At 67.4% G+C, this 13,725-nt stretch carries 11 protein-coding genes; 2 read left to right on the forward strand and 9 right to left on the reverse strand.

Annotation, left to right across the window (positions count from 1 at the left end):
• Positions 1-2 precede the first annotated feature (2 nt).
• Positions 3-491 carry a peptide-methionine (R)-S-oxide reductase MsrB gene (msrB, locus tag BWQ93_RS15850; RefSeq protein WP_077031354.1) on the forward strand — a complete coding sequence of 163 codons (489 nt, stop codon included), beginning with the start codon at positions 3-5 and terminating at the stop codon, positions 489-491.
• 6 nt (positions 492-497) lie between these two features.
• Here the strand turns inward: msrB and BWQ93_RS15855 are convergent, their stop codons facing one another.
• The 3 genes from BWQ93_RS15855 to BWQ93_RS15865 are packed head-to-tail and all read right to left on the reverse strand — an operon-like array spanning position 498 to position 4,257.
• On the reverse strand, positions 498-2,282 hold the full coding sequence (locus BWQ93_RS15855) for a hypothetical protein (protein ID WP_077031355.1): 1,785 nt from the start codon (positions 2,280-2,282) through the stop codon (positions 498-500).
• A 12-nt stretch (positions 2,283-2,294) separates the two neighbouring features.
• Positions 2,295-2,714 carry a GtrA family protein gene (locus BWQ93_RS15860; RefSeq protein WP_077031356.1) on the reverse strand — a complete coding sequence of 140 codons (420 nt, stop codon included), beginning with the start codon at positions 2,712-2,714 and terminating at the stop codon, positions 2,295-2,297.
• 7 nt (positions 2,715-2,721) lie between these two features.
• Entirely contained in the window at positions 2,722-4,257 is a 1,536-nt protein-coding gene (locus BWQ93_RS15865) for an NAD(P)/FAD-dependent oxidoreductase (RefSeq protein WP_077031357.1), read from the reverse strand.
• Positions 4,258-4,420: 163 nt separating this feature from the next.
• Here BWQ93_RS15865 and BWQ93_RS15870 point away from each other — a divergent pair, with 163 nt between their 5' ends.
• On the forward strand, positions 4,421-6,190 hold the full coding sequence (locus tag BWQ93_RS15870; protein ID WP_156878263.1) for a hypothetical protein: 1,770 nt from the start codon (positions 4,421-4,423) through the stop codon (positions 6,188-6,190).
• Between the two features lie 337 nt (positions 6,191-6,527).
• Here BWQ93_RS15870 and BWQ93_RS15875 read toward each other — a convergent pair whose 3' ends face one another.
• The 6 genes from BWQ93_RS15875 to rsmG all read right to left on the reverse strand — a co-directional run bounded on the left by BWQ93_RS15875 (position 6,528) and on the right by rsmG (position 13,692).
• Positions 6,528-9,299, reverse strand: a complete 2,772-nt coding sequence (locus BWQ93_RS15875) for an MSCRAMM family protein (RefSeq protein WP_077031359.1) — start codon at positions 9,297-9,299, stop codon at positions 6,528-6,530.
• Between the two features lie 32 nt (positions 9,300-9,331).
• Entirely contained in the window at positions 9,332-10,156 is an 825-nt protein-coding gene (locus tag BWQ93_RS15880) for a hypothetical protein (protein ID WP_077031360.1), read from the reverse strand.
• A 263-nt stretch (positions 10,157-10,419) separates the two neighbouring features.
• Positions 10,420-10,917, reverse strand: coding sequence for a DUF4402 domain-containing protein (locus tag BWQ93_RS15885; protein ID WP_077031361.1), 498 nt, complete (start codon positions 10,915-10,917; stop codon positions 10,420-10,422).
• A gap of 370 nt (positions 10,918-11,287) precedes the next feature.
• Entirely contained in the window at positions 11,288-12,253 is a 966-nt protein-coding gene (locus BWQ93_RS15890; protein WP_077031362.1) for a ParB/RepB/Spo0J family partition protein, read from the reverse strand.
• Entirely contained in the window at positions 12,254-13,036 is a 783-nt protein-coding gene (locus tag BWQ93_RS15895; protein WP_077031363.1) for a ParA family protein, read from the reverse strand.
• On the reverse strand, positions 13,033-13,692 hold the full coding sequence (gene rsmG / locus BWQ93_RS15900; protein WP_077031364.1) for a 16S rRNA (guanine(527)-N(7))-methyltransferase RsmG: 660 nt from the start codon (positions 13,690-13,692) through the stop codon (positions 13,033-13,035). The genes BWQ93_RS15895 and rsmG overlap by 4 nt, the downstream gene beginning before the upstream one ends.
• Positions 13,693-13,725: the final 33 nt, after the last annotated feature.

Here is a 13,725-nt window from a genome sequence, read left to right on the forward strand (position 1 = left end):
TCATGATCGAACGACGCTATCTCATCGGCGGCCTCGCGCTCGGCGGCGCGCTCATCGGCGCGCCGATGCTCTTCGCGAAGAATTCGCCGCGCCCCAAGGGCCAACCCGGCTGGCAATTGAGCGAGGCCGAATGGAAGAAGCGCCTGACGCCCTTCCAGTACAAGATATTGCGCGAGGCGGGGACCGAGCGCCCCTTCTCGCACCCGCTGGACAAGGAAAAGCGCGCCGGCACCTTCCTCTGCGCGGGCTGCGCGCTGCCGCTCTATTCGAGCAAGACCAAATACGACAGCAAGACGGGCTGGCCCAGCTTCTGGGCGCCGCTCAAGGGCGCGATCAGCACCTCGACCGATTACGACCTCGGCTATGCGCGCACCGAGGTGCATTGCAAACGCTGCGGCGGCCACCTCGGCCATGTCTTCAACGACGGACCCAAACCGACGGGCAAGCGCTATTGCATGAACGGCGCCGCGCTGACCTTCCGGCCCGGCTGACGCGCCTCAGCGCAGGATGCGGTAGACGCGAAGCTCGCCGCGCGACAGCTTGGCGTCATAGGCCAGCCATTCGATTTTCGCGCCCTCTGCAAGCTGCGCCGAAAGTCCGCGCGGATTGGCGCGCGCCATATTCTCCATCTCGGGAATGTCGGCGCAATAGACGAGCCAAGTCGCGCCGCTGGCGCGTACGATCGGCGCCGATTGGGCCGGATCCGACATATAGGCGGTGATCACGCGGTTCATCGCGGCGTGGTTGCGATGATGCCCCGTCGCGATCACGCTGTGCGGGGTGCGCACGAGGATCGCGGGGCCGGTATCGATCGGCGCAAAGACCAGGGCCGCAGGGGCTTGCCCGAGCGGCGCCAGCGCCGCCGGGGTGACGCAGCTTTCCTCGCCCTCGGCCGCCTTCAATTTGCCCGTGGCATTGGCCGGCAGGACGATCTCGAGCCCGCGCGCCGCGATCAAGGCGTCGATCGACGGAATCGCCGTCAGCACCAGCATCGCACCGCCGACGCGGCCGAGCACGGAGCGCTGCGCCCGGCTCCAGTCCCAAAGCGCCGCCGCCATCGTCCCGAAGGCAGGGACCATATAGGCGTGCGTCACCGCGCCGGTGCGGAAGACCATCATCGACAGCGGCACGCTGCACGTCAGCACGAACAGCAGCCGATCCCAGCCCTCCGCGAAGGCGCTGCCGCGCGCGGCGCGCCAAGCCCAGAGCGCCGCGCCATAGCCGACGACCGTCGGGGCGAAGAACAGCGCCGCGACATCGGAATCCTGCGCCCACACCGGCTGCCCTTCCATCACCCGGTCGTACCAGAAACGGCGGACGAGCGGCTCGAGTTCGCCGAAGGGCCCGCCGAGGCACGGCGGGCCGAAGATTAGGAACGCCGCCGCACCCGCCGCGCTGGCGATGGCGAGTACAAGCAACCGCCGCTGCCAGCTCGAAGCCAGCGCGGGAATCTGCAAACAGGCGAACAGCGCCAGCCCGGCCACCGCGACGGCGGTGGCATAGGGCAAGGAAAAGCTGTCGCAATGCACGGCGACGAACGACGCCCAGCCGCGGAACACCAGCAGCCACAGCGCGGGAATGACCACGAGCCCCGCCGCGAAACCCGCGAGCCGCGGCGCCTTGGCCGGGTCGCGCAGCCATTCGAGCGCGAACAGCGCGCCGAAGATCGCCAGATAGGGTAGGCCTTCGAGCGAGATTTCGACATGCGCGGCGATCACCAGCGCTGCCGCGAGGCCGCGCCCGAAGCTCGCTTCGCCGAGCGCGAGCCACAGCATCGCGACCGACAACAGCAGCTGCCAGCCATGATGGTCGATGCGCAGCGGCGCGAAATAATGGAGGAAGGTCACCCCCGACGCGGCGATCAGCAGCCCCGCGATCGTCTGGCGCCGGTCGCCGAGCATCGTCAGGATGCGCCCGATGAGCAACAGCAGCGGCAGCACCAGCAGCAACGGATAGACGGCGATCGCCCAGCGCTCGGCGGCTTCGGGCGTGAGGAAGAGGCGCAGCAAGGCGATCAGCGCCGCGATCTGCATATCGACGAAGCGCGACCAGTGCATCATCCCGCCGCCCTCCGCGGGGTTGATGCGGTACTGGGTAACGTCGAACCAGCTCTGCCCGCCGAGCAGGTCGCGGACCTGCACCAGCCGCAGATAATCGTCGGCGTCGCGCAGGCCCAGCGTCGCGATGCCCTCGCGATAGAGGAACAGTCCGGCAGCGACGACCGCGAACCACAGCAGCAGCGCGATTCGATCGACGCTCAGACGTTCGAGCCAGTCGCGCATCGGTCCGGGTCTTCAGTCGGCCGCGAAAACGAGCGTCTTGCGAAGGACATAGGTCGCGACGAACGACACGCCGATCGCCACGAGCTTCGCCAGATTGGCATCGAGCCCCGCACTGTCGCCTGCCCAGACGATCGCGACGGTCAGCCCCAGCCCAACGAAGGCCGAGCCGAGAAACAGCCCCTTCTGCCGCACCCGGTCCATCCCCGCGGTGCGCGCGCCCTCGACGAAGACGAGCCGCGAGCTGATCAGCCAGTGGATCACGATCCCCGCGCCATAGCTCGCCGCCGCCGCCGCAGCGGGCAGCCAGCCCGCGAGCAGGAACAGGTTGAACAGCCCAACGTCGCCGACGAGCGCGATCGCGCTCGCGGCGACGTAGCGCAGGAAGGTGACCTGCATCAGCTTCTGCGCAAAGGCGGGGAGCGGCAGCGCCATCACGGCTTTACGCGGCCTTCGAGACGCGCGCGGGCACGTCGCGAACCGACGCCAGCGCCGCCTGTTCGCCCTCGGTGCCGCTTTCATGATATTCGGCATCCTCGTTGACGCCCCAGATGTCGTAGACGCGCTCGCCGGCTACGATGTTGCGCGCGGTCAGCATCGCGGTCATCATCGCATGATCCTGGTTGTTGTAGCGGTGCATGCCGTTGCGCCCGACCATGTGCAGCGCCGGGTAACGCGCCTCGAGCTCGCTGCGCATCGTCTCGACATGCGCCGCATAATCGTCGTCATAGACCGGATAGGCCTTTTCCTGCCGGACCACCGCGCCGCCGACGACATCCTTGGGATCGCAGAGCCCCAGGATCGCCATCTCGCGCTTGGCGAGCTCGACCAGATCCTCGTCGCGCGACGCCCACAGTCCATCGCCCTCGAAGCAGAAATATTCGAGCCCGACGCAGGCGAGTTCGGGATCGGGCACCATTTCGGGCGACCAGCTGCGGAAATTCTGCACGCGGCCGACCTGCACCTTGCTGTCGTGAATATAGATCCAGTTGTCGGGGAACAGATCCGCCGAACGTATCTTGAGCGCGACGGTCAGGAAGTCGCGATATTTGAGGCTCGGTGCCGCGCTCAGCGCGCACGCCGGCAGCGGATGGATACGCGCCGCGAGCTCGCGCATCGGTGCCGAGCTGATCACATGCCCCGCGTCGATCACCACATCGCCATCGGGCCCGTTCGCGGTCAGCCGCCAGCGGCCGCTCACCTGATCCTGCGTCAATTGCTTGAAGCTGTGCCCCATCAGCACATGATTGCCGCCCGCCTCGACCTTGTCGCGCGCCGCGTCCCACATCATGCCCGGCCCCAGCCGCGGATAGCGGAAAGTCTCGAGCAAAGTCTTTGTCGCCATGCCGTCATTGGGCCGCTTGTTGAGTCCCACGCTGCGCTTCAGCCCGTCGAGCACCGCGGCGCCGAGGCTCAGCCCCTTGATGCGCTGCGCCGCCCAGTCGGCCGACATCTCGTCGCACGGCATGCCCCACACCTTCTCGGTATAGGTCTTGAAGAAGATCGAATATAGCTTCCGCCCGAACTGGTTGATCGTCCAGTCCTCGAAGCTGCGCACTTTCTTGTTCGGAAACAGCTTCGCCTGCGCATAGCTCGCCATGCACAGGGTCGACCGGAAAACGCCCAGATTCCACAACGCCTCGAACGCGCGCAGCGGATAGCTATAGAATTTGCCCTCATAATAGATGCGGCTCATCCGCGGGCGCTGGATGAAATCGTCGGGCAGGATCTCGTTCCACAGGTCGACGACCTCCTGGCTCTTCGAAAAGAAGCGGTGCCCGCCGATGTCGAAACGAAAGCCCTCATGCTCGACCGTGCGGCTGATCCCGCCGACATAGACGGGATCCTTCTCGATCACGGTGACCTTATAGCCTTCCTTCGTCAGCAGATAGGCGGCGGTCAGCCCCGCAGGTCCTGCCCCGATGATCGCGACATCGGCGCTGGTCGGGCGGTTCTTCGAACCGGACGCATTCGACATTTCGGACTCCCCACAGGCAAAATATTGCTCGTCGTCCGCTGTGGGCAAATATGGATAAGGAAAGGTTAACGCTGCCCGCGTTTCCCTTATGCCACGCGCTTGGGGTCGTGCGCCTTCTATGATAGCCTGCCGCGGTTGTTCCGCGCCTTGGGGAGGGTTTGCGATGCACCGGAGTTTCAAAGCAGCCGTCGTCGCCTTCATGGGCTTCACCCTCGCGAGCCCGCCCGCCGAGACGGGCTTCTCGACCGCCGCGCTCGACGCCCTCGATCCCACGCGCCTCGCCAAGGCCTTTTGCGGCGGTCGCCGCGCGGGCGCCAACCTTGCGAGCGAGTTGCTGATCGCCAGCGCCCATGCCGCCCCGGCGAGCGCCGGCGGCACCATCCCGCTCTATCCCGACCTCACCGCCTCGCCCTTCCCCGTTTCGGCGCAAGACGCGCAGGCGCGCGCCTATTTCAGTCAAGGACTGCTGCTCACCTACGGCTTCAACCACGCCGGCGCGGTGCGCTCGTTCCGCGAGGCGCAGCGGCGCGAGCCCGGCTGCGCGTCCTGCTGGTGGGGCGAAGCGCTCGCGCTCGGCCCCAATATCAACGCGCCGATGGACGACCGCGACCGCGGCACCGCCCTCGCCGCGATGGACCGCGCGATGGCCCTGCGCACGACCGCGACCCCGATCGAGCGCGCGCTGATCGAGGCGGTGGCGCTACGCTATTCGCGCGACCCGGCCGCCGACCGCGCCGTGCTCGACGCCGCTTATGCCGACGCGATGCTCGATGTCGCGCGGCGCTTCCCCGCCGACGACGATGTCGCCGTGCTCGCGGCCGAGGCGGCGATGAACACTAGCCCGTGGAATTATTGGCAGGGCGACAAAAAGACCCCGGTCGGCCGCAGCGGCGAAGCGGTGCGCCTCGTCGAGACCGTGCTCGCGCGCAACCCGGCGCATGTGCAAGCGAACCATCTCTACATCCACCTGATGGAATCGGTCGATCCGGCACGCTCCGAAGCCGCCGCCGACCGCCTCGCCGACCCGCGCGCACCCAGCGCCGCGCATCTCGTCCATATGCCGGGCCATATCTACCAGCTGCGCGGGCGCCACGCCGATTCGATCCGCGTCAACATCGCGGCGGCGCGCGCCGACGAAGCCTATATCCTTGGCGCCGGCGACCAGGGGCTCGTGCGCTACGGCTATTATCCGCACAATATCCATTTCATCGTCACCTCGGCGCAGATGGCGGGCGATATGACAACCGCGGTGCGCGAGGCGAAGCGCCTCGGCGCGGTGCTCGACCCCGCGACCTCGGCGCGTGTCGCGTGGATCCAGTCGATCGACGCCGCGCCTTATTTCGCGATGGCGCAATTCGCCGACCCGAAGGCGATCCTCGCCATGCCCGCCCCCGACGCGCGCCTGCCCTATCCCACCGCGATGCGCCATTACGCCCGCGCCGTCGCGCAGGCGCAGCGCGGCGACCGCTCCGCTTTCGAGCGCGAGCTCGCCGCGATGGAGACGCTGCGCACGTCTGACGCCTTCGCCGACATGGTCGCGCAGGGCGTCCCCGGGCCCGACCTCGTCAAACTCGCCGAGCTCGTCGCCCGCGGCCGATTCGCCGCTAAACAGCGCCGCTACGACGATGCCATCGCCTTCTACCGTCAGGCGATCGCGGTCGAGGCCGCGCTCCCCTATCAGGAGCCGACGTACTGGTATTATCCGGTCCGCCAGTCGCTGGGCGCCGCGCTGTTCCAGGCCGGCCGGCGCGCCGAAGCGAGCGACGCCTTCCGCGCCGCGCTGGCGCAGGCCCCGAACAACGGCTGGGCACTCTACGGCCTCAGCCGCAGCGAAGCCGCCCAAGGCAAGAAACTCGAAGCCGCCGCGGCGCGGCGCGCGCTGGACAAGGCGTGGCTGGGCAAGGAGAGCTGGCTGCGGATGGACCGGCTGTAGGACGGTTTCGATTTCCAGAAGTTCGCGCTTCTACGGCAAACTTGTGAATAGCTCACACAAAGGCACGAAGGCACGAAGGCACGAAGGCACGAAGCGGGTCAGTGCCTCCCCGTTTATTCAAGAGTTTTAGCGATCAAACAAAACCGTAGCCCTGAGCTTGTCGAAGGGCGTTTCTCGGACCGGCGCCCGGCGACAGGCTCAGGGCTACGGTGACGAATGCTTCGCCAAATCACAACAATGCCGCCCTCGAAGTCGCAAACCCTCTTTGTGCCTTCGTGCCTTCGTGCGAGATTTTCAGCACCAAAGGCGAGAGGGACGCTAGACCCGTAATCCGCCGCTACAACCCACCCGGTGGCCCGCGCGTGTCATTCCCCTCGCCCGTCGCCCCCCTGCCGCCCTCCGCCAGCGCCCGCGCCACCGGTTTCAGCGCCAGCGTGCCCAGTCGCACGCGCGGGGTCGCCTTGCCCGGCGAGGCGCTCACCGCAAAGGCAGCATCGAGCCGCAGCAACTGCGCCGACGCCTTCGCCGGGCGCACGGTGTAGCGCCCGTAAGCCACGCTCTCGAAAAGGAAATAGCCGTCGAATTCGCTCAGCGTGGTTGCGCGCACGCGGCCCTCGGCATCGACCAGTTCGAGCCCCAGACCCTCGACCGCGTTGCCGCCGTCGCGCATGACGACGCCCTCGATCTCGCCCGCGGCGGTCATCGGGATCATCACCCGCGTCGCGACGCCCGGACGCGGCGTGACGACGACACCGGGCAGCGCGGGCTGGATATAGGGATCGGGCAGACTGCCCGCGTCGACCCCGATCATCACCGGTCGGAACGGTTCGAGCCCGTCGATCGTCGCGCCGCCGGCCTTGTCGGTCGCCGCCTCGATGAAGGCGTTGCCCGCGGTCAGCGGCACATCGGGCAAGGCCGCCTCGCCGGCCTGGCGGATGCCGTCGCCATTGTCGTCCATCCACACTTCGGCGCTCACCTGCCCGCGCCCGCCGAGCTTCTCGCTCGACAGTCGCCAGCCACCGCCCGCACCCGCGCTCGTTCGCGGCTTCGGCCCGAAGCTGAAGGCGAGCGATAGCGACGCGGCGACCGACCCGTCGCTCGCCACCTCGCCGAAACCCGTCAGCTGCAACGCCTTGAAACGGCGCGTATATCCGATACCCGCGCGTCCGCGGTCGAGCCCCTTGTCGTAACCCAGTTCGGCGCGCCATTCGGCGTCGTGCTTGCCCGCCCATTCGGCGATCAGCGTCGCGCGCGAATCGGCATTGGCGCCCGACAGCGCAAAGCGCGCCTCGCCGCGGAGACGCACGCGCCCTATGCGCGCATTGGCCAGCAGGGTCGCGGTGACATTGTCGGGCGGATCGGGGCCGATCGGCACCTTGGTCCGCATCCAGTCGAGCTGCCCCGTGAAGGTCAGCGCGCGGAAACTCGCCGAGGCGCGCGCCGACGCTTCGAGGCTCTGGATGCCCGAGGTCCGGTCGACATGGCGCAGGTCGAAATGCAGCGGCAGGATCGTGCGCCCCAGCTTGACCGACTGGTCGAGCGATATCTGGTACAGCCCGTTGATATTGCCGACAAAACGGTCCGAGGTGAAACCGCCCCAGCCGCGCATCGCCTCGGCACGGACATAGGTCTCGCCGAACGCCGCAAGCCAGCCCGCGCGGACCGCGCCGCCTCCGTCATCGGCGTACGAACCGGCGACTTCGAGCAAGGTCGGCCCGATCGAGCGCCGCAGCGCGACTTCGCCATAGTTGCGCCGGACATTCTCGATCACCAGGCTATGCGCATAGGCCGCGACCGACGTGCGCGAATCGAGCCCACGCTCGATCCCCAGCGTCCCCCGCCAGCCGCGCCGGAACGGCCCGCGCCGGCGGTTGCCGAACTCGATCAGATCGGCATTTTCCTGCGCGAATCCCGCCCAATACCAGGTCTGCTGCGGCGGGATCGAGTCGATGCCCACCTGCAACTGCTTGATTTCGCGCCTTATCTGTCCTTGCGGGCCATAGAGCACGATCTCGAAGCGATTCGAGCCATATTGCAGCGGAACGTCGAGAAATTCGTAGCGCCCCGACGAATCGGGGCTGGTGAAGGCGAGCAACTGCCCGTTGCGATAAAGCTCGGCGTCCCAGCCCGCGGGCAGGTCGCCGCGAAAGCTCGTCTTGTCGAAAGCGTCGGGACGCTCGACCGGGCGGTTGGTCAGCACCGCGCCGCGCCCCGGCGCCGACTGCGCAACGAGCCCCGTCGACAGCAGGCTGACATCGCCCACCGCATAATGCGTCGCCTTCAACGGCCCAAGCAGATTGCCCTGCGGATCGGTACGATAGAGCCGCATGCGCAGACTGTCGGGCACGCCCTCGTTGTCCGACGACAGCCGTGCGTCGAAGCTGTGCTTGAGCACTTCGCCCGCCGCGAAAACCTCGTAGCGCGCCTGGACATAGTCGCCGCCGCGCTTGTCCGACACCGCGCCGAGCGACGCGACGACATCGACCGAGGGCGTCGCCCACATCTGATAGGGGCGCGACGCCTGCGGCAGGCTCGCGAGGTCGAATTGCGCCGCCGGCTTGATCCCCGCCGCGCGCGCACGGCGTTCGGCGGCGAGCTGGAAGGGCAATTTCTCCTTCGAATCGATGCGCAGCACCGCATTCGACAGGTCGGGCACCAAAGGCAGGTCGAGCCACGCCGACAATTGCTCGACATCGACGCACCAGCCCGCCGCGGTGTCGCGGATCGCGGTGGCGCCGATCGGAAAGCTGCGGCTGCCGCTCCGCACCTCGCCCGCATCGCGGTCGATCGTCAGGCTGCGGCGCTCGTCGAACACCCAGCCGGTTGCGCGGCGCAACTTCTTGTCGACGCGTACCGGCAGATCGAGCGCGAGCACGACGTCGGCGAGGTCGACGCACACCCCCGACGGCGTCTGGTAGCCGCGCACCCCGTCGCCAAGGCGGTACTGCCCCGAGCGGACGTCGAACAGCCAGCTGTCGTCCTCATTGGGTTTCCACCCATCGGAAAGCTCTACTTTTTCAGCAGCATGGGCGCCGGTCGGGACGAGCCCGGCCAGCGCCAGCCCGGCCACCAGGACCGGGAAAAATCGTGCAAGAACCGCGCGAAACATCGCGGCGCTCTTGGGTTTGCCTTACCGCTACCTCATTTCACCACCCGGTCGGCCTCGTCGATCGTGCCCCCGCCGATCTCGCGATCCTCGCTGTAGCGAATCTTGACCGGCCCTTTGAGCTTGGCTGCGAGTTCGGGCGGCACGCGCAGCGACACCTTGCGCTGCCCGACCTCGGGATAGACCGCGATGCCGCGCGCGAGCAGCAAGGGCTCGGCGAGCCCCGGCCGCGTTACCTCGATATCGCCATAGACCGAGCGATTGCCCGTGCGCGCGAGGTCGAAGGCGAAGGCGGGGCCGTCGACGGTCTCCTCGACGCGCGCTTCGCCGATCTCGGCGCTCGCGCCCAGCTCGCCGACGCGCACGATCACCGGGATGGTGATACCATAGATCGGCGTCAGCGCGATCGACACGCCGCTGCTCGCGGGCTTGGCGGGATCGCTCGCGGGCGCGGCGTCAGGCATCGCGCGGAACAGCATATGCGCGCGATATTCGCCCGCCGGCGTGCCCTCGGGCACGCGCACCCCGACGCGGATCACCTGCGGCTGGTTCGGCGGCAGGGTGACGCGGCGCGGGTTGAAGCTGATCATCGCCAGCGCCGCCTTCTCCGCCTCGTTCGCGTCCGCCTCCTCGATCTCGTCGAGCCCGCCGAGCGCGGTCATGCGCTTGATCTCGAGGCTGATGCGATAGGTCGCGGGCGCGCTGCCGATATTGTTGAGCACCACCTCGGTCCCGCGCGATCCGTCGAGGACGATGCGCGTCGGCGCGACGAGCAGGTCGCCCGCGGCACTCGCGGGCACGGCCGCCGCGCAAAGCACGGCCGCCGAAAACAGGCTGAAGCCCTTCAAAAATCGCAACATGAAATGGTCCCCACCATTTAGGAAACCGGTCGGCCCACACCGTCCGGCAGTCCCCTCCCTGTTGCGCCAACATGGTTGATATTTCGCTAACCATAGGGCGGCCACGTGCCGGCAAGCGTGGCTGATGGCCGCCCGATAATCCCGTTCGTGTCGAGAGGGCCGTTTGGAACCCAGCAAAAAGGGCCGCCGGGGGCTGGTACCCCGACGACCCTTTTGCGGCCGGCAGACGCAAGCGCCCGCCGGACCCCCCACCCTGTAGAAATTTACTGGTAGTTGGCGGTGACGTTGAACGTCCCCGAATAGTCGCCCGCCGTCTGGTTGGCGCCGACGCTCAGCGTGCCGCCGACCTGGAAGCTGCCGCCGGTGGCGGTCAGCGTGACGTTGCTCGCCGAATAGGTCAGCGTCGACGACATCGTGCCGCCGAGCGAACCGTTGAGCGTCACCGACGAATCGCCGCCGACCAGCACCACCGCACCCGAGGTGCCGGCGATGTTGAAATTGGCCGCGCTCGTCGTGCCGGTGCAGGTCAGGCCCGCGCCGCAGGTCGCAGCACCCGCGGTCGACACCGCAACGGTCGAGGCGGTCGCGCCGCTGATGACCGTGGCATATTGCAGGTCGCTGGTGTTGGTGAGCGTGATCTGGCGCAGGATCTTCGCCTTCGCCGTACCCGTGGCCGACGCCGCATGCGCCGCCGAGGCGTTCATGGCGAGGGCAGCAATCGCGGCACCCATGAGGGCGCGCTTCAGAGCAATTTTGCGCATAAATTTTGGTCCCTTGGTCAAACTGAAGCGATTGGAAATCCCACCCCATCGCTGCCGCCCTTCTACGGACGAGGCGTTCAGCCTTTGCCCAACAACCATGGTTAATGGCGCATTAGCGATTGGCCCGCATTTCGCATGGAAAGCAAGCAAAATCAGCGCTTTGATGCTGGTTCAGGGTGACAGTGGGGACCGTCTAATTCTTATAACGGCCCGGTTCGGCACAAATTAAGCCGGCCCTAAAGATCGATTCGACCCTAACCGCGGGGTCGGATTCGCGCAGAGGCGCAGAGGACGCAGAAAGGCAAAGCCGCGCTGTTCCTCTGCGCTCTCTGCGCCTCTGCGCGAATCAATTCATGCCTCCGGCAGATCTCTAGATCGATTCGCCGGAGAGCCGCTGGCAGATCATGTCGAGCTGGTCGAGCGAGGCGAATTTGAGCGTCAGCGCGCCCTTGCCGCCGCCGGCATATTGGATCGCGACGCCGATCCCGAGTAGTTCGGACAGGTGCCGCTCGACCGCGACGATGTCGGGGTCGCGCCCGCCGTCGATGCTCTTATATTCGATCGGCGCCTTGCGTCCGCCGCCCTTGCCCGTCCGCACCAGCGCTTCGACCGCGCGCACCGACAGGCCTTCCTTGACGACCTTGCGCGCGATCGCCTCGGCATCGTCGGCGCCGATCAGCGCGCGCGCATGCCCCATCGCCAGCGACCCGTCGCCGACCAGCGCCTGCACGCTTTCGGGCAGGTCGAGCAGCCGCATCAGGTTCGCGACATGGCTGCGCGACTTGCCGACCAGCTTGGCCAGCGCCTCCTGGCCATGGCCGAAATCGTCGATCAGCTTGCGATACGCTCCCGCCTCTTCGATCGCGTTGAGGTCCTGCCGCTGGATATTCTCGACCAGCGCGATCTCGTAGGTCGCTGCATCGTCGAGCGCACGTACCAGCGCCGGGATCGCGTGCAGTCCCGCGCGCTGCGCCGCGCGCCAGCGCCGCTCGCCCGCGACGAGCTGATAGCCATCCCCGTCGGGCGCCGCGCGCACGATGATCGGCTGGAGCAGGCCGCGCGCCGCGATCGAATCGGCGAGCTCGGCGATCGCATCCGCATCGAAATGGCGCCGCGGCTGGCCGGGCAGCGGGCGGATCGCCCCCACCGGTATATGCTGCACGGCATCGCCCGTGGCCGGCGCCGCAGCCCGCGCCGCGCCGCCCGGGCTCGCGAGCACCGGCGCCTCGACCGCGGCATCGCCGAACAGCGCGTTCAGCCCGCGCCCCAGCCCCGACGGCCGCTTTTTCGCGGGAGCCGCCGAAACCGTGCCACTTTCTTTATCATTATCAGACATTTAGGCAGCCTTGCGGACGTTGGGCAGGCGGTCGATCAGCTCGCGCGCCAGGGCGATGTAGGCCATCGATCCGGGGCAGCGATGGTCGTAGATCAGCGCCGGCAGCCCATGGCTGGGCGCTTCGGACAGCCGCACGTTGCGCGGAATCACCGTCTCGAACACCACCGGGCCCAAGACCTCACGGACGTCGTCGGACACCTGGTCGGTCAGCCGGTTGCGCCGGTCGAACATGGTCAGCGCGACCCCCAGGATCGACAATTTCTGGTTGAAGCGCTCGCGCACGCGCTCGACCGTGGTGAGCAGCTGGCTCAAGCCCTCGAGCGCGAAAAATTCGCACTGCAACGGCACGATCAGCGATTCGGCGGCGATCAGCGCGTTGAGCGTCAGCATGCCCAGCGACGGCGGACAATCGATCAGGCAAATGTCCCACTGCCCCGCCTCGGCGCCCGACAGCGCCTGTTGCAGCCGCTGCAGCCGGTCCTGAAACTCGATCAGCTCGATCTCGGCGCCCGACAGGTCGACCGTCGCGGCAACGATGTCGAGCCGCGGCACGGCGGTGGGGATCGCGCATTCGGCGACCGTCGCGTCGCCGCGCAGCAGCTCGTAGCTCGAAAGCTTGCGCTGCGCCTGCTTGATCCCGAGCCCGGTTGAGGCATTACCCTGCGGATCGAGATCGATGATCAGCGTGCGCCAGCCCGTCGCCGCAAGCGCGGTCGCCAGGTTGATCGCGGTCGTCGTCTTGCCGACCCCGCCCTTCTGGTTCGCCACAGCGATGCGGATCATGCTTTCCCTCGCTTTTTCGGCGCGATGCGCCCCTGACCGACCAGGATGTGGCTTTCGCCATCGGTGCGGCTCTGTTCCACGTGAAACATTCTCTGCCATGCCGGCGGCAGCAACGCCAGTTCCTTAACCGCGTTTCGGCCCTTTGGCAGCAGCCAGCGCGTCGATTCGGTGGAAAAACGCGCGGATAAGTCGATCAGCCTGTCGAGCGGCGCAAACGCCCGCGCGCTGATCGTCCCCGCGGTGCGCGTTTCGACGCGCTCGAGCGGCGCCTCGGCCACCTCGACATGCCCCAGCCCGAGCTCGCCCGCCACATCACGCAAGAACTCGCACCGGCGCTTGCGCGATTCGACGAGCAACATCGGCCGCTCCGACAGGATCGCGACGACCAGCCCCGGAAGCCCCGGCCCGCTTCCCAGATCGACCCAAAGCCCGTCCCCGCCCGTATCGAGTGCAAGCAATTGCGCACTATCGGCGACATGCCGCACCCAAAGCGTCGGGATCGTCGAAGCCGCGATCAAATTCTGCCGTTCATTCTCGGCGACAAGCATCGCCGCAAACCGCTCGAGCCGCGCCCATTGCCCCGCGGTGGGCGCAAACGCCTGCTTCAGCCACTCGCGCGCAGCGCCTTCATCTTCCAATAGTTCGGCGTCCGCCACGTCGCTCTTTCACCTTCCCCGCGCAGCGGGCTT

The organism is Sphingopyxis sp. QXT-31, from assembly GCF_001984035.1.
In the GTDB taxonomy this organism is placed as follows: domain Bacteria; phylum Pseudomonadota; class Alphaproteobacteria; order Sphingomonadales; family Sphingomonadaceae; genus Sphingopyxis.